The 25,144-nt window shown below is 35.1% G+C and carries 22 protein-coding genes; 20 read left to right on the top strand and 2 right to left on the bottom strand.

Translation table 11 applies throughout. The features are described 5' to 3' along the window. The 7 genes from HOG71_16330 to HOG71_16300 form a co-directional block, all read left to right on the top strand. Positions 1 to 193, top strand: a 193-nt coding sequence (locus HOG71_16330; protein ID MBT5992415.1) for a hypothetical protein, incomplete at its 5' end; no start/stop codon positions are given. Next, complete coding sequence (locus HOG71_16325; GenBank protein MBT5992414.1) at positions 190 to 528, top strand: cupin domain-containing protein; 339 nt, start codon at positions 190 to 192, stop codon at positions 526 to 528. The genes HOG71_16330 and HOG71_16325, both read left to right, overlap by 4 nt. An 83-nt stretch (positions 529 to 611) precedes the next feature. Beyond that, positions 612 to 2,909, top strand: a complete 2,298-nt coding sequence (locus HOG71_16320) for an RND family transporter (GenBank protein ID MBT5992413.1) — start codon at positions 612 to 614, stop codon at positions 2,907 to 2,909. An 18-nt stretch (positions 2,910 to 2,927) separates the two neighbouring features. Then, positions 2,928 to 3,713, top strand: coding sequence for an outer membrane lipoprotein-sorting protein (locus tag HOG71_16315; GenBank protein MBT5992412.1), 786 nt, complete (start codon positions 2,928 to 2,930; stop codon positions 3,711 to 3,713). Positions 3,714 to 3,771: 58 nt separating this feature from the next. After that, positions 3,772 to 5,007, top strand: a complete 1,236-nt coding sequence (locus tag HOG71_16310; GenBank protein MBT5992411.1) for a hypothetical protein — start codon at positions 3,772 to 3,774, stop codon at positions 5,005 to 5,007. After that, a complete protein-coding gene (locus tag HOG71_16305; GenBank protein ID MBT5992410.1) occupies positions 5,007 to 5,255 on the top strand; it encodes a DUF1858 domain-containing protein in 249 nt (82 codons plus the stop codon). The genes HOG71_16310 and HOG71_16305 overlap by 1 nt, the downstream gene beginning before the upstream one ends. A gap of 3 nt (positions 5,256 to 5,258) precedes the next feature. Beyond that, on the top strand, positions 5,259 to 5,639 hold the full coding sequence (locus HOG71_16300) for a helix-turn-helix transcriptional regulator (GenBank protein MBT5992409.1): 381 nt from the start codon (positions 5,259 to 5,261) through the stop codon (positions 5,637 to 5,639). A 495-nt stretch (positions 5,640 to 6,134) separates the two neighbouring features. Here the strand turns inward: HOG71_16300 and HOG71_16295 are convergent, their stop codons facing one another. Together HOG71_16295 and ric are read right to left on the bottom strand one after the other, a co-directional pair. Beyond that, a complete protein-coding gene (locus HOG71_16295) occupies positions 6,135 to 6,584 on the bottom strand; it encodes an Rrf2 family transcriptional regulator (protein MBT5992408.1) in 450 nt (149 codons plus the stop codon). Between the two features lie 2 nt (positions 6,585 to 6,586). Beyond that, the gene (ric, locus tag HOG71_16290; protein MBT5992407.1) at positions 6,587 to 7,312 is read right to left on the bottom strand and encodes an iron-sulfur cluster repair di-iron protein; all 726 of its coding nucleotides are present in this window, start codon (positions 7,310 to 7,312) and stop codon (positions 6,587 to 6,589) included. A 298-nt stretch (positions 7,313 to 7,610) separates the two neighbouring features. Between ric and HOG71_16285 the strand changes: the two genes are divergently transcribed. From HOG71_16285 to nrfA, 13 genes are all read left to right on the top strand, one after another. Further along, positions 7,611 to 8,816 (top strand): DUF438 domain-containing protein, encoded by a 1,206-nt coding sequence (locus HOG71_16285; protein ID MBT5992406.1) that lies wholly within the window; start codon positions 7,611 to 7,613, stop codon positions 8,814 to 8,816. A gap of 177 nt (positions 8,817 to 8,993) precedes the next feature. Next, positions 8,994 to 10,103, top strand: a complete 1,110-nt coding sequence (locus HOG71_16280; protein ID MBT5992405.1) for an ATP-binding protein — start codon at positions 8,994 to 8,996, stop codon at positions 10,101 to 10,103. Positions 10,104 to 10,208: 105 nt separating this feature from the next. Further along, the gene (locus HOG71_16275; protein MBT5992404.1) at positions 10,209 to 11,192 is read left to right on the top strand and encodes a 4Fe-4S binding protein; all 984 of its coding nucleotides are present in this window, start codon (positions 10,209 to 10,211) and stop codon (positions 11,190 to 11,192) included. Between the two features lie 96 nt (positions 11,193 to 11,288). Further along, positions 11,289 to 11,969 carry a hypothetical protein gene (locus HOG71_16270; protein ID MBT5992403.1) on the top strand — a complete coding sequence of 227 codons (681 nt, stop codon included), beginning with the start codon at positions 11,289 to 11,291 and terminating at the stop codon, positions 11,967 to 11,969. 289 nt (positions 11,970 to 12,258) lie between these two features. Further along, the gene (locus HOG71_16265) at positions 12,259 to 13,113 is read left to right on the top strand and encodes a cytochrome c (protein ID MBT5992402.1); all 855 of its coding nucleotides are present in this window, start codon (positions 12,259 to 12,261) and stop codon (positions 13,111 to 13,113) included. A 20-nt stretch (positions 13,114 to 13,133) separates the two neighbouring features. Then, positions 13,134 to 16,751, top strand: a complete 3,618-nt coding sequence (locus HOG71_16260; protein ID MBT5992401.1) for a nitrate reductase subunit alpha — start codon at positions 13,134 to 13,136, stop codon at positions 16,749 to 16,751. Positions 16,752 to 16,772: 21 nt separating this feature from the next. Then, entirely contained in the window at positions 16,773 to 18,263 is a 1,491-nt protein-coding gene (narH, locus tag HOG71_16255) for a nitrate reductase subunit beta (GenBank protein ID MBT5992400.1), read from the top strand. Then, on the top strand, positions 18,247 to 18,867 hold the full coding sequence (locus HOG71_16250; GenBank protein MBT5992399.1) for a hypothetical protein: 621 nt from the start codon (positions 18,247 to 18,249) through the stop codon (positions 18,865 to 18,867). Before narH ends, HOG71_16250 begins: the two co-directional genes overlap by 17 nt. Positions 18,868 to 18,877: 10 nt before the next feature. Next, on the top strand, positions 18,878 to 19,600 hold the full coding sequence (locus tag HOG71_16245) for a respiratory nitrate reductase subunit gamma (protein MBT5992398.1): 723 nt from the start codon (positions 18,878 to 18,880) through the stop codon (positions 19,598 to 19,600). A gap of 29 nt (positions 19,601 to 19,629) precedes the next feature. After that, entirely contained in the window at positions 19,630 to 21,168 is a 1,539-nt protein-coding gene (locus HOG71_16240) for an MFS transporter (GenBank protein ID MBT5992397.1), read from the top strand. A 37-nt stretch (positions 21,169 to 21,205) separates the two neighbouring features. Then, positions 21,206 to 22,804: a NarK/NasA family nitrate transporter gene (locus HOG71_16235; protein MBT5992396.1), complete on the top strand. Its 1,599-nt coding sequence runs from the start codon at positions 21,206 to 21,208 to the stop codon at positions 22,802 to 22,804. Positions 22,805 to 22,975: 171 nt separating this feature from the next. Then, the gene (nrfH, locus tag HOG71_16230; GenBank protein MBT5992395.1) at positions 22,976 to 23,542 is read left to right on the top strand and encodes a cytochrome c nitrite reductase small subunit; all 567 of its coding nucleotides are present in this window, start codon (positions 22,976 to 22,978) and stop codon (positions 23,540 to 23,542) included. Between the two features lie 24 nt (positions 23,543 to 23,566). Then, positions 23,567 to 25,081, top strand: a complete 1,515-nt coding sequence (nrfA, locus tag HOG71_16225) for an ammonia-forming cytochrome c nitrite reductase (protein MBT5992394.1) — start codon at positions 23,567 to 23,569, stop codon at positions 25,079 to 25,081. Positions 25,082 to 25,144 lie beyond the last annotated feature (63 nt).

Here is a 25,144-nt window from a genome sequence, read left to right as displayed (position 1 = left end):
TACAGCAATAATAACAGAGGGTCAAAATAGTGGTGAATTGCGCTCCGACATGGATGCGAAAAACCTTTCCATTGTAATCATGGGAAGCCTGAGACTATTTATTAAGAAATGGCAATTCTCAGGTTTTTCGTTTGATTTACCACTTGAAGGCCAACAACTTGTTGAATCAATAAAATTAATAATAAAGAAATGAAAGTAACTAAAGTCGTTGAGACTGAAATCACTGACACACCTCATAAGTTAGATGTGAGAAAATTATATGATGAAGAGACTGCCCAGGCTGTTCATATTACATTGAATCCGGGAGAAAGCCTGAAGCCACACATTACACCAGTAGATGTATTCTTCTATATATTAGAAGGAAACCCTGAAATTTTAGTGGGAGATGAAAAACAAATTGTCGGTGCCGATTGTCTTGTGGAAAGTCCAAAAGATATACCTCATTGCATTTCAAACAATACAACTGAAGTAGCAAGAATACTTGTCGTAAAAGCGCCAAAACCTACAACTAAAGCAAAATTGCTATAATAATAGTATAAGACTCACTTGCAATAAAGTGGGTTTTTTTGTCAATCAAACGTTAGTGAATATTAACAAACATCAATAAGAATATGGAAAAGTTATTAAGGAAATTTTTAAAAGCACCCTGGATTATCGTTGCTGTAACTATAATTATCAGTGTAGTATTTTTCATGCAAATGAAAGAAAAGTCAAAAATGGAGACTGATCTTGATAAATACATGCCTCAGGATCATCCATCATTTGTTTATAGCGATCAAGCTGAAGAATGGTTTGGGATTAATGATGGAATAATTGTGGCCATTGAAAATCAGAATGGAATTTTTAATACGGCAACCTTAGACACCCTAAAGCAGCTTACAAAAAGACTTCAGAAAATGGATGAAATTGAAAAAGCTGATGTTACCTCTTTATATACTGCCGATAATATTATAGGCACAGAGGATGGAATGGAAGTAGAACGGTTTTTCAAAAGAGTTCCGAAATCAGAATCAAAAATTAATGAGCTAAAAGAAAATGTACGTAAGAATGAAATGATTTATGGGCGACTTGTTTCAACCAACGAAACCGTTACAGTTATAATAGCAGAAATTAAGGATGACGTGTTTAGTATGGAGTTTTATGATGAAATACTGGCACTTGCTGAATCCTATGAAACGGAAGACATTAAAGTTCATGTTGCTGGTCGTCCTATTGTTGAGGGCACTATGGCATTACTTGGCCCTGCTGATATGAAGAAAATGGTGCCAATTGTACTCATAGTGATTATGATTGTTTTGTTGGTGATACTGCGAAGTGTAAAAAGCACATTATTAACAATGTCTGTTGTTTTCTTATCTACAATTTGGGTATTTGGGCTAATGGCTATGTTAAATATTCCGATATATGCAGTTTCAACAATGATTCCTGTAATGCTTATAGCCATTGGTGTTGCGTACTCGGTTCATTTATACACGCATTTACAATTATTTGTAAATAAAAACCCAGAAACTGGCAAAAAAGAGGCTGTAGCCGACATGTTGAAATTTAAGTGGAAACCCGTTGTAATGGCTGCAGTAACAACTGCTGTTGGATTTATTTCACTATTAACATCACAAGTGTATCCAATTAAATATTTTGGATTATTTACGGCTTTTGGTGTATTAACAGCTATGCTTTTTTCACTTGTTCTTGTTCCAGCAGGAATCATGATTTTTGGATTGCCAAAACCTAGAAAAGTTAAAGAATCTGCTGTTTCTAAGAGCGATCCTTTACACAAATTTGCAGCAGCTATATTAAAAAGAAAAAGTGTATCAATTATAGCAACTGCACTCATTATTGTACTTTCAATTATAGGAATGCAAAAGATATGGATCAACTCCAGTTTCCTTGATAAATTCGAGAAAGACAGTGAAATTGTATTAACTGATAAATTCATTAACCAAAACTTTGGCGGCACTACGCAGTTTAATTTAATTTTAGATGGAGGGGATGAGTTAAATGTATTTAAAAATCCAGAGGTTTTAAAACTGGTTGACAAAATGCAAACTCAAGTAGAGGATGAACTTGAAATAGTTGGAAACTCCTTTTCACTTACCGACTATATAAAACGGATGAACAAAGTGATGAATGCCGATAAGGAAGAGTTCAATACAATTCCTGATACCCGGGATATGATTGCTCAATATTTATTGCTTTATGAAATGTCAGGCGACCCTGAAAATCTTAACAAAGTGGTTGATTATGATTATGCTAAAATGAATGTTACTTATCAGCTTAAAAGTGACGATTCCAAAGCAATGAATTCGACTATAGAAATTATAGATTCATATAAAGTGGATCTTGAAAAATATGGGGTAAGTATAAATTATGCAGGTAGTGGCTATAAAGGTCTGGTATTTACAGAGTTAATTCTAAAAGGTCAAATCTCGAGTTTACTATTGTCCTTGATAATCGTTATTGTTTTACTGTCCTTAATGTTTAGAAAGTTTACGCTGGGTTTAATAGGATCAGTACCTATTGTAATAACAGCTGCCATAAGTTTTGGTGTAATGGGTTTCTTAAATATACCCCTAAACTCTACAACAGCGCTCTTGTCGAGTATAGCCATAGGAATCGGAATCGATTATGCTGTTCATTTTATTGAGCAGTATCGTCTCAATGCTTTAAAAACAAGCAATCAATTAGTAGTTGCACAAAAAACAATGGCACATTCAGGCAAAGCAATTATTTTTAATGCAATAGTGGTCATTGCAGGTTTCTTAGTCTTAATGTTTTCTGTATTTCCTCCAAACAGAGAGCTTGGTGCTTTAGTATCACTAAATATGTTTACGAGTTTTGTTGGTACAGTGACAGTTATGTTGGTTCTATTAAAAATATCAAATATATATTTCAAAAAATCTATTAAATAAAATCTAAAAAGAAAAATCATGAAACATTTACGAATAACAGCAATATTAGCAGCTATATTTTTAACATTTGGAATTAGCTCCAGTGTTTCTGCTCAAAACTTGACAGGAAAGCAAATTGTAGAAAAAGTCTATAATCGGCCATCAGGCAATGATCAAACCGCTGACCTTACGATGACACTTACGAATAAGAGTGGAAGCCAAAGAGTGAGAAAAATCAAACAATACTCCAAGCAATTTGCAGATGTAGAAAAAAGCATTATGTTTTTTACATCTCCTGCAGATGTTAAAAATACATCTTTTATGAGTTGGGCTTACGACACAGATCAAAGCGATGATCAGTGGATATATTTACCAGCTTTAAAAAAGACAAAACGTATTTCAAGCGATAGTAAAAGTGATTATTTTATGGGATCTGATTTTACCTATGATGATCTTGGTGATCGTAAACTTGAAGATGACACACATAAACTATTAAGGGAAGAAACCATCAATGGGAAAGCTTGTTACGTAGTTCAAAGTGTATCAAAGAACGATGAATATATGTATTCCAAAACAATTACCTGGGTAGATAAATCGAACTTTATTGGAGAGAAAAAAGAATTTTACGATGAAGATGATGAATTGTTAAAGATATTGACCGTTAAGAAATCAGAAAAAATAGCTGGAATATGGGTGATAAGCAGTTTGGAAATGAATAATGTTCAGAAAAATCATAAAACAAACATGCTATTAAGTAATGTGAAAATAAATACTGGTATTCCAGCAACACATTTTAGCGAAAGAATGATGATGAGGGGATTATAAAAACAAAAATACCTACAACATACTAATTTTAGTAGGTATTAACCTTAAAACAAAAAAAGTGAAAAAGATAATAATACTATTAGTAGCAATCAGCTTTTCCTATATTGCAAAATCTCAAAATACTGAAATTTCAGGATTTGTACGAAATTACACAGGAGTTTTGTTAGAAACAGGAGATTTTTCAATACTTCAGAATACTCTGGATTTAAACTTTGAAAAAACAGGAGGAAAGGCAGCTTTCAAAGCAAACCCCATGTTGTATCATTACGATAACAATAAACTGGATTTACGATTGAGAGAATTATATATGGATTTGTATTTCGATAACTTTGATTTACGAATAGGACAACAGCAAATTGTTTGGGGCAAAGCAGATGGGGCATTTATTACCGACATCGTTTCTCCCCTTAACCTGACAGAGTTTTTATTGCCCGATTTTGATGAAATAAGAACCGGTGTATTGGCAACTAAATTGGATTATTATATTGGCAACCATACTTTTGAAGTAATTTGGATGCCTCTATTTACCCCAACTGAAATTCCACAAGCGGGATCAATTTGGCATGTACAACCAGAGTTTCCAATAGTTCCTACTTTCGATTGGTCTAAATCCAGTATGACACCTAATCTTGAAAACAGCGAATTATTTGTAAAATATTCTGCGATGACGTCCAAGATTGACTTTGAACTCATGGGAGGATATACATGGGATGATAATCCCAGCATGCATATTGAAAAAATTATTGATATGTCTACTGGAAAGCCAGTACTTACTGGATTAAACATAACTCCGGAACATCATCGCTTGCTAATTGGTGGGGGATCATTTAGTTCTGAAATCAAAGGTGTAGTGTTGCGTGGCGAAGCTGCTTATTACAATGGCAAATATTTTCAAACAGAAGATCCTTTTGCTAATGATGCTTTAGTCCAAAAAGATTATATACACTACCTTACAGGAGTAGATTTTAGTATTAAGGGTGTAAAATTCAGTTCGCAATTTATCCAGGAGGTTGTTTTGGATTATGATGAAAAGATGCAGAAAACAGAAATAGAAAATACCATGACGTTTTTAGCACGATATGACCTGTTAAGGGAAACACTGCACCTTGAACTATTCTCATACATCGGATTGACAAATCAGGATGCTCTTATCCGACCTAAAATTACTTACGATTTTGATGATGGATTTTCTATCCTTTTGGGTTCAAATATATTTGTTGGTGATGACAAGGGCCGCTTTGGTCAATACGCTGACAACTCAATGATTTACACAAAAATTAAATATAGCTTCTAATGCAAATAACAGAAAAAACAAAAGTATCAGCAATACTCAAAGAGTATGGCGACATCGCTGAAGTAATGGAAACATTCGGCTTAAAAAGAGTTGGTGGATTAGGTTTGCGAAAGTTTATTTCAAAATTTATAAGTGTTAAAACAGCAGCCAAAGTACACAAAGTGCCCCTGGATAAATTACTGAACATTTTGAATGAAGCAGTGGTGAATAATAGTCTTGAGAGGCAAGAAAAACCTGATTCAAAATAAAGCTTGAGTGCTGAAGAAAAAATACTGAATTCTGCCCGTAGGGTTTTCCTTCTGTATGGTTTTCAGGCCACTACTATTAAAAGGATTGCAACCGATGCTAAAGTAAGCAAAACGGCAATCCATTATTATTATAGATCAAAAGAAAAACTCTATGATAATGTGGTAAGGGAAATAGGTCGGGAAATTCTTGATTACAGGAATGATACTGATGGAAATTTATCAGTTGGATTATTTGTATTAAATGAATTTAAAAGCAATAGAGTGTTGTTTGTTAAAGCCTTGAATAATTATAATAAGTTGAAATGGGATGATATACTTCAGCATTACATAAAATATGCAATTCCAGAATCTATCTCGAATGAAACATTGGATAAGATGTTTTAATGAGTTGGCTCTATGTCGTTCACCGTGGGTGACATCTAAAATCACAATAATCAACAATCCAAATCACAAATAAACAACAAAAGCCAATCTATCAAAATTCAAATCGAACAACAAAATAATTCATGTAATTCACTGGCTTTCAATTTGTAAAATTGAGTCCACTCTGAAAAGTATGTACTATTGGAATTGAAGATCAGGTTTTGCCCCAATACCCTACTGCGCTTTGCTATAGCTATGCAGCAGCGAAGAAGTGAGTCCTGATTTCCAGCAAACTTCTCCCTTCAGGGCAGGGGCAAAAAGGTGCTGAAAATCATCTCTTGGACTTTTCGGAGTGGACACAAAATTGATTATTTGTTCAGAAACGTATTTGATTAATCGGGTGTTTTTTCTTTTTTTAAGTTGATTATTATTTGAGATTTGACCATTGCTATTTGTGATTTACCACAACATTACCCCACCTAAATCGACAAAGAATCAAAAAATTTAATGAATTGTTTAAACATTTTCTTTGTCTAATCTATTTAACACTGCATTTCCATTAAGGATTCTTTCTGAAAGAGTTCGAATTGTTTCTGATGTAACAATGTCGTAAAAACCATCACGCACTTCAATATATCTGTTGTGCAAGGGGCAAGGATTTTCACTATTACAATCCTTTAAACCGAAACCGCATTTATGGAAGCATCCATCTCCTTCCATTACATGTACTACTTCATAAAGTGTAATGTTTGATTGGTTTTGGTTGAAAAAAAAACCACCTCCACGCCCTTTCATCGACTCGAGTAGTTTGTGTTTGGTCAGGGTTTGGAGAATTTTTGCTGAATAAGCTTCAGGAGCCTCAATTTCATGAGCAATCCCAATAACTCCCGGACGTTTCTCTTTCCAATTTTGTAATTGAATATAAACCAATGCCCGTATGGCATATTCAGTACTTTTTGCCAACATTATTATTCCTGTTTTGTATTATTTTCCAATTCAATTGCTTTTTTAAATAAAATATTGTTCTCTAAATGAATATGACGATGTAAATCTTGTTCAAATTCCTTTAGGCTTTTAAAGGTAAGCTGATAGGTGTTGCATCCATCTGGCGGACAACTATAGTTTTGTGTTAGTTTTGATATTTTCAGAAATCTCTCCCCTTCAGCCAGGTGCTCGTTGTCAATTTCATTTAAAAGATCATGGAATTTTCCTGATTCAAAAGTATTTTCAACTGCTTCAGATTTATTTTTTTCTAAATTACGAATATATGGAAATAGTGTTTGCTCTTCCTTCTTCATATGCATTGATAAATTGCCAGCAGCAGTTTCAAAATGCTCTTTAATTTCAAATAGTTCATGATGATTTTCTCCATGAACATCACAAAGTTTCTTTAAATTTTGTAATAGAAACGGGATGTTTTCATTTACATAAGTATGATGTCTATCAACAATATAATCACATAATCTTTCTAATGAAAGTCCATCCAGGTATTTTGAATCAGGATCGTTTACATCCATCATCAAATTTAACACTGGTAATATTTTATTGATGTCTATATTTGATTTTTTACACGCTTCTGTCAAGGAGATGTCACCTCCGCAGCAAAAATCAATATTCAGGTCTTCAAATATTTTAGCAGTTTTAAAATTCTGTCTTACAATTTCTCCAATTGATGTGTTTGATTTTATCTCCATGTTATTCCTTTTAAAAATTCTGAAACAAAGGTAGTAAAATATTTATAAAAAGATAAACGGGTCTTTTTATAATTTATATATTTGCCTTAAAATAATTAAGAAACAAAAAAGCAGAAATAGCTTTATAGCAGTTTATTGAGCTATACAGTCTTGCTATTTTTCATGGCAAGGCTGCTTTCTTATAATAGAGGTATAATATAACATAGGAAATTTGGTAAATATATGATCTGAAAAACTAAACATTTTTAGGCTAGCGCGTATGTTAAAACATTATAAATTTGCTGTTTGAAAGAATAAGATGTCAGAAATATCAAATCATATTGAGATTAGACGAAAAGCTTTATTGGCCTTTTGCTGTGGAATGATAGAAGGAGGGAAAGGGATTGATTTAATCAATGAATATCAGACTTTCATTGAAAAAGTTACACCAGAGGATACTGTGGTTGTAGTTGATTGGCTTATGAATAAAGGCTATTCCATCGAAGCGATAAAAGCAAATATTGGAAAAATCCTGAATGTTTTCTACAAATATCTGGTGCTTCATGTGCGGAAAAAACTCACTAAAAATCATTTTCTGTATTACATGATACTTGAAAATTATCATTTGAAAGATAAGCTCAATAAAATGCGGCCTTATATTCAGGCAATCAATAAAAAGAATGGAATACAAGATATTCAAGCTATTGACATTGTGAGAAAGGAATTAAAAGAACTGCAAAAATTTGAAATTCATTACCAGAAAAAGGAAAATATCTTTTTTCCATATTTTGAATCACATTTCCCTGAATACAAATGTCTTTCTGTGATGTGGTCCATTCATGATGACATAAGAAAGCATTTTAAGGATTTGGATGAGATTTTAATGGCAGTAAATCTTGACTTGAAGAAATTCAATAAATCGATAGCCGATTTGTTTTTTGCAATGCATGCTATAATTTTTAGAGAGGATTTTATATTGTATCCAGTTGCACTGAAATATGTTCCTGAGAAAGCTTGGGCAAAAATGCATAAACAGAGTTTCGAAATAGGATTTGTATTCATTGAACCTCCGATACCTATTCAAGATGTTTCAGAAATAGGCACTTTGAAAGATGGATTTGTGGACATGGAAACTGGAAAGCTAAGTGTTGAGCAGTTGGTTCAATTGATGAATCACCTTCCATTTGATATGACTTTTGTAGATCACAATGATGAAGTGGCTTACTTTTCGAATCCAAAAGATAGATTTTTTACAAGATCGAAAGCCATCATCGGGAGGAAGGTAAATAATTGCCATCCTCCAGAAAGTGTTCATGTGGTTGAAGAAATTATTACTTCCTTTAGAAAAGGGGAAAAAGATAAGGCTTCGTTTTGGTTATCCATTAAGGGAAAGTTTTTATTAATTCAGTATTTTGCCGTGCGAGCAAATACTGGTATTTATTTGGGAACGCTGGAGGTGAGCCAGGATATCACCGAAGTTAAAAATTTGGAAGGAGAGCAACGCTTACTCGATTGGAATGCCTAAAAAGACACACTCTAATAGCAGACAATCTAACTGATAATATTCTTTATAATTGGATTAAGAGTTTAAAATGTTTTGTATATTTACGCACAATGCGTAACGCACTTTGTGTAAATATAAATCATATATTACGCACAATGCGTGACGCAACATGTGAAAAACATTCAAAATAATCTGATCATGAACCCATTTATACTTAAGAATTATAAAAGTCCAGACTATTTTTGTGACAGGGAAAAGGAAACCAATAGTATTATAAAAGCACTTACCAATCAGCAGGATATAACGCTTTATGCATATAGAAGGCTTGGCAAAACCGCACTGATTTACAATGTGTTCTATTATTTAAGGAAGGATTATATATGTATTTATGCTGACCTTTGGGGAACAAAAACTGTCTCAGAATTTATAAATGAAATAGCGAATGCCATAATTCGAAGTAATTTATTCGCTAGCAGAAAATTGCCGCAAAAACTTACTTCATTTATTCAATCTTTGGGTACTTCAATAAGTTTTGGTGTTGATGGCACTCCATCAGTAAGTCTGAATTATTCTGAAAAAAAACAACTTTTTAAAAGCCTTGAAGAAATATTTTTTTTCCTGAATGATCAAAATAAAAAAGTAATATTGGCCATTGACGAATTTCAAGAAATTACGAAGTATGAAAAAGAATTTGCTTTAGAAGCAAAATTGAGAAAATATGTTCAGGCAAGTAACAACATAAGCTTTGTATTTAGTGGGAGTGAGTATCATATTATAAATGAAATTTTTAACAATCCAGTCAGACCATTTTATGTTTCTACAAGAATGTTTTCATTGGACATAATTGATGAAAAAAAATATGGCGATTTTATTCAAAAACAATTTAAGAAGTCAAAAAGAGAGATAAATGATGCCATTATTGAACACGTTTTAAACATAACATTTGGCCATACTTTCTATGTTCAGAGTATATTCAATTATTTATATAGCCTTGACAACTTACCGGAAAGTGTAAATGATTTTGAAATTATATATTTGGAGTATCTGGAAGAAAAACATGTTTACTATAGCGAATTGCCAGATAGGCTTACAAATCAACAGTTTGCATGCTTACGTGCATTTGCTCTAAAGAATAAGGTTGTGGCTCCTACTTCTGGCGATTTTCTTAAATTTTCTGGTGTAAAAAATTCAAGTAGTATGCAACGTGTCCTGAAAACTTTATTGGATAAGCGATATTTAATCAAATTGGATGATGGCTATCGCTTGTATGATGTGTTTCTTTCTCATTATTTGAAGTACTTAAATTAAGCAGAGATCGCATTAGAAATTTACCTATATCACAAGCAAATTGAGATTTGATCTTTTTGTATTGTATTTTATTTGAAATTTGCCTTTTGAAATTTGAAATATACAATGAACTGGTTAAAACAAAACAAACTCTCCATCTGGACTTTTGCCATCACATCAATTATCCTTTCAATGGTTCAATGGAAGGTTGAAAAGCCCATGTTATTAATTGAACGATTCATCCCTTATTCCGGCTGGGGAATGATTTTGATATTGGCAATTTATTCAGCTTTTCTGATTTCAAAAATGAAAGACCCTGAAAAAACGGCTGTTTGGAGAAGAAGAAGTTGGACATTATTTTCAATTGTTTTCTTTACTCAATTAATATTGGGCACATCTGGTTTTGATAAATTCTTAATGAATCCTGAAAAACTGCATTTTCCAATTCCAGCCTTAATTGTTGGTGGTCCAATTTATCGTGGGCATATTTCTTTCATGCCTATTCTTTTCTTAAGCACAATTATTCTATCAGGACCAGCTTGGTGTAGTCAACTTTGTTATTTTGGAGCCATTGATAATATAGTTGCTGCCAAAGGTAAACCAAATCGAAAAAGTATCCCTTATAGAAACGTGCTCAAGCACACTTTTTTATTCTTTGTGGTAATTGTTGCTATTCTTTTCCGATTATTTAATGTTGAGCTAAACTTAATATCCGCAGCAGCTGCACTATTTGGAATTGCAGGTTTTATGATCATATTAATAGTTAGTACAGACCTGAATAAAATGTATCATTGCACAGTATACTGTCCGGTTGGAACACTCATTCGATATGCAAAATACATTAACCCTTTTAGAATGTATATTGATTCGAATTGTACTGAATGCATGGCTTGCACGAAGACATGCTATTATGATGCCTTGAGTATTAAAAATATACAAAACAGAATTCCTGATGTAACATGTACTTTATGTGGCGATTGCATAACAAGCTGCCATACCTCTTCCATCAAATACAAATTCCTGAATCTTAAACCAGAAACTGCAAGGAATCTTTGGTTGATAATTACCATAACTATTCATTCCGTTTTCTTGGGTTTAGCCAGATTATAGTCTTATAAATACGGCTAATGCTAATTCTTTTGAAACAAATAGGAAAACAAGTACCTGAATGCGTATAAATATGTATATTTGGATTAAAACAAAATCATGAAATCAAAAACACAAGAAAATTATTTACAAAAAACACTCTTTGATTTTAAAGCCAATGATTATAGTATATACACTTATTTGTTGGCAAAAAATATTGACTTTGAGCTGCATAAAGATTACTCCTTACAACGTTTAGCTGATAAATTTGGTTTTGATGCTTCAATGATTCTTGATAAACTATTAGTAGGAGGAGTTGTTGACTTTGAAGACGAAATTGAATTTGGAAATCTTCAGAATAGCTTACTAATTGAATACTTACTCAAAATACATCATTCATATTTAAAAGAAAGTATTCCCGAAATTACAAAGTCAGGGTCTGAATTACTTGAAGAGTTTAGAGCAATTTATCCTGATTTAGTAGAAACGATTAATTTCTTTAATTCTTTGTCAAATGAGGTTTTAGAGCATGTCAAGGAAGAAGAGCTAAACCTGTTTCCATTATTTCTTGAATCTGATCAACAGCTGCTTGAAAACAAAATGAAGAAACTTGAAATTGAACATGATGAAGCAGAAGGTGCATTAAAGCAACTCAATAGAAGATGTGATGGTTTTAATTGTTCATATGCAGATAAAAATATCAAGAAGTATTATCAAAAGTTGTCTGAGTTTAGTAATAAACTCTATGCACACATACATATAGAAAAAGACTTTCTTTTTCCACGTTTGATAACAATATAGAGATAATAAAAACTAGTCTAATTAATCATTCATATTTTTTTTGGCTATTATAAATTAATAAAATAATTTTGGAAATAAGGTATTTAAATACCGAAATGATTTCAAAAGGGATTTTGCATATATTTTAGGAGGCAAACTATAAGTAAAATCCCCAAAAAAGCTTAAATTGATAAGTGTAAAACTTTATTGTAAAGCCCTCCATCTTAGATAAAAGTCATTCTGAAAACTTCATTGGCAAATTATTTAGGATAATTTTTCATTTACATATATATGAAAATCTATACTCATCATGAATAATAAAACTAAATCGAGTTTTAAAGGAAATCGTCTATCGCTATTGATGGTTGTTTTCTTTATTTTCCCAATATTCATTCTTTCTGCGCAGCAAGGTGAGGAGTTGTATTTAACCAATTGTGCAGCATGTCATACAATTGGTAAAGGAAGACTAGTTGGTCCCGATTTATCTGGTATTTCTTCAAAGAGAAGCGAAAAATGGCAGATAAGTTTTATTAAATCTTCAAAAAAAATGATCGATAGTGGTGATCCTGATGCAGTAGCAATTGCAAAGGAGTATTTCAATATTTTGATGCCAGATTACAATGGATCAGATGCTGATATCAAAGCGATTATTAAATATATTGATAAAACGGGTGATCAGCCTATTCCAATTGTAGAAGATTTACTTATTGTTGTGAAAGTATGGCCTGGTAATATAGACACAGGACAACTTTATTTTGAAGGAAGTCTTGCTTTTAGAAACAAAGGGGCAAGTTGTTTAAGTTGTCATCATGTTAGTTTTCCTAATGCAAGGGAAGGTGGTCTGTTAGCAAAAGATTTGAGTTTGTCCTATAAAACAAGTGGTGGAGAAGCTGGCATTAATGCAATTATGACATCCCCGCCTTTTCCTTCTATGCAAATAACGTATCAAGACCAAAGTTTAACACTGCAAGAAATGGCTCATTTATCAGCTTATTTGAAAGCCAGTGCTGAACAAAAACAAATCACAAAGGCGGCAATTTTTTCCGATACATTTATTGTCGGATTGATCATACTTGCATTTCTAATGTTTTTCATCAGCCTTATTTGGGCAAAGAGAAAAAAAGAAAGCGTGAATAAAAGCATTTTTGATAGACAGGCTAGGTAATAGTATAAAGTATAAGTGCAATGACTTGGATAAAAGATTTAGTATCTCCAAAAACCCGTAAGTGGGAAGATTTTTACAGAAACAGATGGCAGCACGATAAAGTTGTTCGCAGTACACACGGAGCAAATTGTACTGGTGGTTGCAGCTGGCAGGTTTTTGTAAAGGATGGTATTGTTGTTTGGGAAACACAGGCTTTGGATTATCCTGAAATAGATCCCAATATACCGCCCTATGAGCCACGTGGCTGCCAAAGAGGAATTTCTGCTTCCTGGTATTTATATAGCCCGCTGCGAATAAAGTATCCCATGATCAGAGGTAAACTACTTGATTTATTTCATACTGAAAAAGAAAAGACAAGGGATGCACTGCAAGCATGGGAGAATATTCAGACAGATCCTGAAAAGAGGAAATTATATCAAACAGCTCGAGGCAAAGGTGGATTCAGAAGAGCCAGTTGGGATGAAGCACATGAAATTATTGCTGCTGCAAATATCTATACGGTAAAAAAATATGGTCCAGATAGATTAGTTGGCTTTTCCCCAATTCCTGCCATGTCGATGATTAGTTATGCTGCTGGTTCTCGCTTTCTTCAATTAATGGGTGGTGTAAACCTGAGTTTCTATGATTGGTATTGCGATTTGCCCAATGCTTTTCCAGAAATATGGGGAGAACAAACAGATGTTGCGGAAAGTGCCGATTGGTATAATTCCAAATTCATTGCAGTCATGGGATCAAATTTGGCAATGACTCGTACACCTGATGTTCACTTTTTTGCTGAAGCTCGACACAACGGAACAAAAACCGTGGTCTTTTCGCCTGATATGAGTATGGTTGCCAAGTATTCGGATGAATGGGTTCCAGTGCATGCTGGTATGGATGGTGCTTTTTGGATGGCAGTTACGCATGTCATTTTGAATGAATATCATTATAAAAATCCTGTTCCTTATTTCATTGATTATGTAAGAAAGTTTACGGATAGCCCATTTTTAGTAGAAATGATTGAAAAAGATGGTGTGTTTGAAGCTGGACAATTGCTACGTGCCAGTCGTGTAAAGGAATACAAAGACATCGAAAATGGAGATTGGAAATTCTTGAATATTGATGAAGATTCTGGTCAGTTGGTGTGTCCTGCAGGTAGTTCCGGGCATCGCTGGGATAGTAAAGATGGCAATTGGAATATTTTACCAATAGATGGGGAAAATGGGAAAGATTACAAACCTGCTTTAAGTTTTCTGGAAAAACACGATAAAGTTGAGCAGGTTGAGTTCATTGATTATGGAAAAGACAAGAAATCACTCAGAGGTGTACCTATAAGAATTCTGGAAACTGTTGAAGGAAAAATTTCAGTGGCAACGGTCTATGATCTTATCATGGGTCAATATGGTATTGACAGAGGTTTGGATGGAGAAAATGCAAAATCTTACCAGGATGAGAATGCTGCTTATACGCCAGCCTGGCAGGAAATGTTTACTGGAATCAGCGCAAACACAGTTATTAAGTTTGCTGAGGAATGGGCCATTACTGCAAAGACTACAGAAGGGAAATGCATGATCATTATTGGTGCTGGTATCAATCAATGGTATCATGGGAATTTAATATATCGAGCAGGTGCGATGACTTTAATGCTAACGGGTTGTGTTGGAAAAAACGGAGGTGGCATGAACCATTATGTTGGTCAGGAAAAACTGGCTCCAGTGGATTCATGGGGAACGATCATGTCAGCCAAGGATTGGTCAGGTTCTCCTCGTTTACAACAAGCTCCAATCTGGCATTATATGAATTCTGATCAATGGAGATATGATTCCAATCAGGCACATTATAATTATTCACCAAAAAATGAATTGTCATCACAACATACGGCCGATCTTATTGCAAAATCAGTTCGAAATGGCTGGATGCCTTTTTACCCTCAATACAACAAAAGCAATATTGATATTGTAAAAGATGCAGAAGCAAAAGGAGCAAAAACAGATAAGGAAATAGCTGATTATTTGATTGGAGAGTTAAAAGAAAAAACCATCGAATACTCAGTTTCTGATCCGGATAATGACATTAATTTCCCAAGAGTTTGGTATATCTGGCGAGGCAATGCATTGATGTCGAGTGCCAAGGGACATGAGTATTTTTTGAAGCATTATTTAGGAACTCATCACAATGATGTGGCAGAAGAATTAGGAAAAGATCATGTCAAGGAAATCAAATGGCATGAAGTTGCTCCTCAAGGAAAAATGGATTTGATAGTAGATCTGAATTTCCGCATGGATACTTCTGCTTTATATTCTGACATTGTTCTGCCAGCAGCTACCTGGTATGAGAAATCTGATTTGAATAGCACAGATATGCATTCTTTTATTCATCCACTGACTGCTGCCATCAAACCTGCCTGGGAATCAAAAAGCGATTGGGCCATATTCAGGGATATTGCTAAAGCAACTCAGGATTTAGCTAAAACCCATTATAATGAACCCATCCGAGAGATTGTAAATTCTCCTCTTTCACATGATTCAAAAGCGGAAATTGCTCAGCCTGATATTAAAGATTGGTATTTAGGAGAATGTGAAGCTATTCCTGGTGTGAGTATGCATGGATTGTCAATAGTAGAAAGAGATTATACAAAGATATATGACAAGTTCGTTAGCCTTGGTCCTAATGTAAGAAAAGGACTTAGTGCTCATGGAAATTCTTATAATTGTGAGGATTTTTATGAGGAAATGCTTGAAGATAAGAATCATCTTAAATTAGTTGATGGGAAAAATTATCCATCATTGGCAGACGATGAAGAAGCCATTAATGCCATTCTCAAATTGTCCTCCTTAACCAATGGCGAGCTTGCCCACCGAGCCTATCAGAATGCTGAGAAAAGAACAGGCGTTAAATTGACTGATATAAGCGAAGGGAGCAAGGATGTTCGAATTGATTTTATGGCTCTGCAAGGTCAACCAAAACGATATAATAATTCTCCGGTTTGGTCAGGATTAATGAAACATGGAAGAACCTATGCCGGATTTACCTATAATGTTGACAGAAGCATCCCATGGAGAACGCTTACTGGCCGACAACATTTTTACCTCGATCATGAGGGTTATATTAAGTTTGGAGAGCACCTCCCAACTTTCAAACCAGCTCCCGATCCAGAGATTTATGGAGATCTTAAGGTTTCAAAGCCTCTTGGTAAAACCAAAACATTGAATGTTTTGACTCCTCATGGAAAATGGCAAATTCATTCTACCTATAGCGACAATATCCGGATGCTAACGCTTTCAAGAGGAATGGTTCCTTGTTGGATCAGTGAGATAGATGCTGAAGAAATTGGCATTAAAGACAATGATTGGGTTGAAGTGTATAACGACAATGGTGTGTATTGTACACGAGCTGTAGTAAGTGTGAGAATTCCCAAAGGAATTTGTTTCATTTATCATGCACCTGAAAGAACCTATTCTGTTCCAAAATCAGAAGTTCGGAACAATAGAAGAGCTGGTGGACATAACAGTTTAACCCGAGTTCGTTTAAAACCAAATTTACTCGTGGGTGGATATGGTCAGTTCACTTATCATTTTAATTATTGGGGCCCCGTTGGTGTAAATCGTGATTCATTTGTCATGGTGAGGAAAATGGAAAAGGTTTCTTTTGTTTTATAATCAAAATAGAAAACTCAGATTATGGATATCAGATCACAAATAGCAATGGTTTTTCACCTTGATAAATGCATTGGTTGCCATACTTGTTCTATTGCCTGTAAAAATATCTGGACCGATCGAAAAGGTTCAGAGTACATGTGGTGGAATAATGTTGAAACAAAACCCGGTACAGGTTATCCGACTAAATGGGAAGACCAGGATATTTATAAAGGGGGATGGAAACTCAATGAATTAAGTGGAGAGCTTCAAACAAATTGGAAAAGTAAAGGATTAGGGAATATTTTCCATAATCCCAATATGCCTTCCATGGATGATTATTACGAACCATTTACCTATAAATACCAGGATTTATTTACGGCAGAAGATGCGAATGATCAACCAACAGCTATTCCGGTTTCTCAAATTACTGGAGAATTCATTAACATTAAAGGTGGACCGAACTGGGATGATGACTTAAGTGGATCTCTTGATTATGCACGTAAAGATGTAAATTTTAAAAATTTGAGTCCTGCTGAACAAGAGGCTATGTTTCAACTGGAAAGAATGACTTTCCATTACCTGCCCAGAATATGCAATCATTGCCTGAACCCTGCTTGTGTTGCAGCTTGTCCATCTGGTGCTATTTATAAACGTGGTGAAGATGGTGTTGTATTAGTCAATCAGGAAAAGTGTCGGGGATGGCGGATGTGTGTTTCTGCTTGTCCGTATAAAAAAACATATTACAACTGGAATTCAGGCAAATCAGAGAAATGTATTCTTTGTTTCCCCAGAATAGAATCTGGTCAGGCTCCTGCATGTATGCATACTTGTGTTGGGAGAATTCGTTATCTCGGAGTAATGCTATACGATGCCGATAAAATAAAAGCAGTTGCTTCATGTCCTGAAGAAGATTTAGTAGAAGCACAACGTGCTATTTATCTTGATCCATTTGATGAAGAAGTAATTAAGGCAGCAAAAAATAATGGTATTTCAATCAATACACTTGAATCTGCTCAAAAATCACCTGTTTGGAAATTTGTGAAGGAATGGGAAATTGCCTTGCCTTTACACCCTGAATTCAGAACAGTTCCCAATTTATTTTATGTGCCACCCTTATTGCCGGCTATGGCCACCATAAAAGAGGGTATGTATGAAAATCAAGCTGATTCATTCTGGGGCGGAATTGATAACATGCGAGTACCCTTGAAATATTTGGCCAGTATGTTTAGTGCTGGAAATACAGATACAATCAGGGGAGTGTTAGGGAAATTAATGGCTGTGCGACACCTGAGAAGAACTCAAACTGTAAATGATCAGGATGAGGCAATCACAACACTTGCACTTAAAGAATCAGGCTTGGACAAAGAAACGGCCAATGCGATTTATAGGCTTACCTCCCTGCCCAAATTTGATGAACGATTTGTGATTCCTGAAGCACATCGGGAAGAAGCCATTGAAATGTTGAATGATACAGAGGAATTCAAAGGGAAAACCGGATTTGGAGCAAATCAAAGTAATGAAAGAGGATTGTAAAATGGATAGGATACAACATTATAAGCAGATTGCAGATTTATTCAGATATCCCTCAGAAAGCTTATTAAGTCAAAGTGAAGAATTTGAAAAATTGATTCAGACAAACTACACAAATGAGATTTCAAAATGTCAATTGTTTCTGAATCATGTCCAGACTAAATCCCTAAGAGATTTACAGGAATATTATGTCAGCACATTTGATATTCAGGCATTATCACATTTAGACATAGGCTATATTCTTTTTGGTGAAGATCTGAAACGAGGAGATTTTCTGGTCAAACTTCAGCAAGAGCATATTAAAAACAAAACTGATTTAGGGTTTGAGTTAGCAGATCATTTACCCAATGTTTTGGTTTTATTGGCCAGCACAAATGATAGTGAATTTGCAGATGAATTTGTACAGTTCATTTTATTGCCAGCTCTTTTAAGTATGATCAAAGGTTTCAAATCAGAATCAAATGTGTATTTATTTCTGCTACAGATTTTAAAGGAAGTTTTGATCAAGGATTTTAATATTGAGGAAATCAAAATCGAAATCCCTGAAAACAAGGATTGTGTATTTGCAGGAAATGGATGTTCTGCGAATAATACAGATAACTATTAATGAAAAGAATATGAATAATTTCTGGTTTATCGGATTGCCATATGCTGCCATATTAATATTTATAATTGGCTCATTCTTACGCTATAAGGTGACACCATTTCAGGTATCTTCTTTGTCTACCCAGTTTTTGGAAGGAAAGAAACTTTTTTGGGGCAACCGACCATTTCACTGGGGCATAATTTTCTTGTTTTTTGGACACCTGATTGCATTTTTATTCCCCCGGACATTAATAGTATGGAATGGTATACCTGCAAGATTGTTGATTATTGAAGCCTCGGCATTTGCCTTTGCAATAGCAGCATTCACAGGATTAATGCTGCTTATTTTTAGAAGGTTAACTAATAGAAAGCTGCAGATGGTTACAACTAAAATGGATGTAGCTGTATATGTTGTATTGCTTGTTCAAATTGTTACAGGTATTTGGATTGCCCTGTTTCACCGATGGGGTTCCACTTGGTTTGCCTCCTCACTAACACCTTATGTGAAATCCATTTTTGTGTTGAAACCTGATATGAATATTATAGCAACAATGCCTTTGATGGTTAAAGTTCATGTTTCCAGCGCATTTGTTCTTCTTGGGATGATTCCATTTACCCGTTTTATGCATTTTTTGGTCTATCCGTTTGCATATATCTGGCGACCTTATCAATTGGTTATCTGGAATTGGGAAAGGAAGAAAATCCGCACTTCCAATAAACTGGCGACTAATCAAAAAATTTCTGAAGAAGTTTAATTACACATTGATATAATAAAAACAACACAATGACTCCCAAAGCACCATCATTAATCGATTTTAAAAATCCCAGTATACGCACCTTGCATTTTACTTGGCTTGCATTCTTCTTGACCTTCGTTGTTTGGTTTAACATGGCTGGTGTATTATCTGAAATGATAAAGCAATTTGATTGGTTAACAAAAGCCAATGTAAAAGCCTTATTGGTTACCAATGTGGCTCTAACTATTCCTGCCAGAATTATTGTGGGTGGACTAATCGATAAATATGGCCCGAGACGAATATTTGCCGGCCTCATGGTTATTATGGTGATTCCAGGGTTAACTTTTGCTTTTGGAGATAATTTAACTCAACTGGTAGTAAGTCGTTTAGCATTAGGTGCTATTGGAGCTGGCTTTGTTATTGGAATAAAAATGACTGCCAACTGGTTTACACCAAAATACATTGGACGAGCAGAAGGATTTTATGCCGGCTGGGGAAATTTTGGATCAGCTGCTGCAGCTGCCTTGGTACCTTTTGTTGCTGTTAATCTTTTAGGTGGTGATTGGAGATGGTCATTGGCTATTACAAGTATTGTTGCTGCCATATATGGTGTCATTTATTTTATGATTGTTAATGATTATCCTGAAGGACAGGAACCGTCTGCAGATAAGAAAAAAGGCGGGCCAATGCCTGTGTCATCATATCTCGACTTGGGACAATATCTATTATGGGAGCTACCCTTGTATGGAGCTCTTGGTCTTGTAGCCTTTGTATTGCATAAGCAAATGATACACGGGGAGCATATGATTTCGATGAATATTGTCATTGGAATTTGGATAGCTTTATTCATCGTTTATTTAGCCGATGTGATGCGCATTTTAAAAACTAATCTTCCCCGATTAAAAGCAGGTGTGCCTGATGCTGAGAAGTTTCCTTTTGGAAGTGTTGGGGCTTTGAATTCTACCTATTTTGCAAATTTTGGAGCCGAATTGGCCATCGTATCCATGTTACCCATGTTTTTTTATGAAGTTTTTAGTGGACTTTTATACGCTGATGGTTCTCAAGTTATGACCTTAACATTGGCAGGTGCTGTGGCAGGTTCTTTTGCATTTATGAACCTGGTGGCTAGGCCTTTGGGCGGATTATTATCAGATAAAATGGGAAGCCGAAAAAAAACCATGTTGTTGTATATGAGTGGAATTACCATTGGCTTTTTCCTAATGGCCATGATTTCAAAATATGGGCCAATGGGAGCTGATGGAGAAGTAAGCCTTTTACCTCAATTCAATAGCATGGGCTGGTTAATTGTTTCAGTAGTCATTACCATGTTTGCTTCCTTCTTTGTTCAGGGTGCTGAAGGAGCCACATTTGCCATGATACCCTCCATCAAAAAAGAAATGACAGGCCGAATAGCCGGAATGGCTGGAGCATTTGGTAATGTGGGCGCAGTTACCTACTTATTCTTATACACTTTCATGGACGATAAAACCTTTTTATATATGCTTTCTGGAGGAGCCTTCATCAGCTTGGTTTATTGCTTTTTTATGTTGAAAGAACCAAAAGATGCATTTGCTGATAGTTTTTAAGAATACCATTTCATTGTAAAAAAATAATTATTGACCTATGAAAGTTAACATCTCAGACTGGAATGTTGAAGACTCAGGTTTTTGGGCATCAACGGGTAAGAAAATCGCCAATCGTAATTTAATCATTTCAATACCAGCATTGCTTCTGGCATTTTCTGTTTGGATTATGTGGGGAGTTATCATCAAGTACATGAAAGATTTCGGTTATAATTTTGGAATGACAGATGGTTTAATCCCGGGTTCTGATGCATTTAATGAAGCACTTAATAAAGTCAATGGCCTTTATTACACTTTACCTGCCATAGCAGGATTGGCCGGTGCTACCTTGCGATTACCAAACTCATTTCTGATTTCATTAGCCGGAGGAAGAAATGTGATTTTTACTTCAACATTATTGTTGATCATTCCTGCTGTAGGAACCTCAATGGCATTAGCAGATCTGAATACTACCTATCTGATGTTTGCTGTAATGGCTTTACTTTCTGGCTTTGGTGGTGGAAATTTTGCATCTTCCATGAGTAATATCAGTTTTTTCTTTCCCAAGAAAAATCAAGGTTATGCGCTGGGTATGAATGCCGGAATTGGAAATCTGGGTGTTGCCGTTATGCAAAAGACAATACCGTTTGTAGTTGGTTTTGCACTATTTGGAGCAATTGGCACATCTGTTGGATCAGGAGACGCTCCTCTGGCAGGTTTACAAAATGCAGGATGGGTATGGGTTCCTCTTCTTTCGCTTGCTGCCATTGCTGCATTTTTTGGAATGAACAATGTGATTACGGGTACACCTAAATTGCCTAATACTTTTCAGGGAGTAACAAAAACACTCTTTATGGTATTTCTGGGTTTAGTTTCAGCCAGTGTTGGCGCCTATCTTTTGGTGGGTTTGAAAGTAAACATGTGGATAGTGCTTCCGATCGTAATCATTCTATCGGTTTTACTCATGAAATATGCTACTCCGGGTGAGATAAAACTAAATCTGAAGAAACAGTTTTCCATATTATCCGATAAGCATAACTGGATCATGACCATTATCTATACCATGACTTTTGGTTCATTCATTGGTTTTTCTGCAGCTTTTCCCAAATTATGTCAGGATATCTTTGTTTACACAAATCCTGCTGATCCAAGCTTTATTAATCCGAATGCACCAAATTTTATGCTTTGGGTATTTTTAGGACCCGCTTTAGGAGCGTTAATACGTCCTGTGGGAGGAATTCTTTCGGATAAAATCAATAGTGGTTCAAGGGTAACAGCATTTAGTACAGTATTTCAGATTATAGCAACATTGGCTGTCGCCTTTTTTGTTATTAAAGCCAGAGAGGCAAATTCACCTGAGCAATATTGGTGGCCATTCTTTATTTCCTTTATGGTGCTTTTCCTCACCACAGGAATTGGAAATGGTTCCACTTTCAGAAGTATTCCTTATATCTTTCAAAAAGAACAAGCCGGACCTGTACTCGGTTGGACATCCGCCATTGCTGCCTATGGAGCATTTGTGATACCAAAAGTATTTGGTCAGCAAATCAGTTTGGGAACTCCTGAAAAAGCTTTGTTTGGTTTCGCCATCTATTATGTTGCTTGCCTTGTGCTTAACTGGTATTTCTACGATAGAAAAAAATCAGGGATTCAGTGCTAAAAAGAATTCTTAATTCTCACAATTTGAGATGAAGTCCTCGTGCTTAGTATTTTACTTTTCAGCAAAATAGATGCATTGTACTTTTCATATATTTACTCTTGTTAATTTAATAACAATTGCATAAGTTTGTATTTAAGACAACAAGTGCTTGAATACTTTAAATAGGATTGGATGAAAAAATTGATTGGTTTTATAACACCACCAGCACAATGGAAAACTGTTGCGATACTTGTTTTAGCAGGTGGAATTGGTATGCTTATCTATTTGTTTTATGCTTCCAATGCTGTTTCCTATTTGTCCGATGATCCAAAAACCTGTGTTAACTGCCATGTAATGAATCCTCAATATGCAACTTGGAATCATAGCTCTCATCGTGAAGTAACCAATTGTAACGAATGTCATGTTCCACATAATAACATCTTCAATAAGTATTTTTTTAAAGCTAAAGATGGAATGCGACACGCCACTATGTTTACACTCCGTAGAGAGCCTCAGGTTATTTTCATTAAAGATGAAGGATTAAAAGTGGTTCAGGAGAATTGTAAAAGATGTCATGAGAATTTGAATGAGAAAGTTGGTTTACTCAGTTTGACAGGAGAGAATTACCTGCACAGCGATGGAAAAGTGTGTTGGAGTTGTCATCGGGAAGTTCCGCATGGTCGGGTCAATTCTTTATCAAGCACACCCAATGCACAGGTTTCTAAAGCAAGTAGCATAGTTGCAGAATGGATAAATTAAATTGAAAAGTATAAATTATTAATCATGGAAAATAAGGGAAATTCAAAAGGAAGAAAACCATGGATCAATTGGTTATTATTCTTTGTAACAATGATTATTGTTTTTTTATTAGGACTGTTGGCTTCTTCAATTAATGAAAGGAAAACAGAAGCTCAGTTTGTAGACCTTCCTCGAATTGAGATTAGCGACAATGAGCCTAGAAATGAAATCTGGGGCGAGAATTATCCGAAAGAGTTTCAATCTTATTATGAAACTGAAGATACCTCATTTCGGAGTTTGTATAATGGAGGAAAAGAAATTGATATGCTAGAAGTTGATCCACGTTTAGTTGTATTGTGGGCTGGATATGGATTTGCTAAAGATTATAAGCAGGGAAGAGGTCATTTTTATGCGATTACTGATATTAATAATTCTTTAAGAACAGGAGGGCCAACAGGGCCAGATGATGGACCAATGCCATCAACTTGTTGGACATGCAAAAGTCCGGATGTTCCTCGTTTGATGAATGAAATTGGCGTGAAAGAGTTTTATCAAGGCAAGTGGGCTGGCAAAGGTCATGAAATAACAAATTCAATTGGTTGTGACGACTGTCACGATCCTGAAACAATGAACTTGCGCATAAGTCGTCCGGCATTGGTTGAAGCATATACCGCTATGGGTAAGGATATCAGCAAAGCAACACACAATGAAATGAGATCGCTGGTTTGTGCCCAATGTCATGTTGAATATTATTTTGACAAAAGTGATGGGGAAACACCTTATCTCACTTTTCCATGGAAGAATGGAATGACCGTAGAAGGTGCCGAAGAATATTATGATAATATTGAATTCTCAGATTGGAAACATGCTTTAAGTAGAACGCCCATGTTAAAGGCACAACATCCGGGATATGAAATGTTTAAAAAAGGAATTCATGCAGAACGTGGAGTAAGTTGTGCTGATTGTCACATGCCTTATGTCAGCGAAGGTGGACAAAAATTTACTTCTCATAAAATACAAAGTCCTTTAAACCATATTGATCAGGCTTGTCAGGTATGCCATCGTGAAAAGGAAGAAACGCTTATTCAGAATGTATATGATCGCCAAAGAAGTATTATCGAGATTCGGGATAAAGCAGAGGAATTATTAGTGCGGGCACATGTTGAAGCGAAAGCTGCCTGGGATGCAGGTGCTAATGATGAAGAGATGGCTCCTGTTTTAATGCTTATTCGTCATGCACAATGGCGATGGGATTATGCAGCTGCAAGTCATGGAGGTTCTTTCCATGCTCCTCTTGAAACAGCAAGGATAATTGGAACATCTATTGATAAATCACAAGAATCAAGAGTATTGTTAGCACGAATTCTTTCTAAATATGGAGTTGGTGAAATCCCTTATCCAGCCATTGAAACCAAGGCCGATGCACAAGCTTTTATAGGCTTGGATATGAAAAAGTTAAAGGCAGAGAAAGAAGTCTTTAAGAAAAATATACTTCCTGTTTGGAAAGCTGAAGCAGAAAAACGAGAAAAAACCTATAGTCCACAGATCGGATCACTATAAAAATTTAAGATAGCTTGAAATAAATCAAAACTATATTTCGGCTTTCTGATTGATAAAATAGGA

The sequence above is a fragment of the Bacteroidota bacterium genome (assembly GCA_018698135.1).
Classification (GTDB): Bacteria; Bacteroidota; Bacteroidia; order CAILMK01; family JAAYUY01; genus JABINZ01.
Note: the sequence above shows the minus strand (reverse complement) of the source record. Positions and strands in the feature narration are given on the sequence as shown.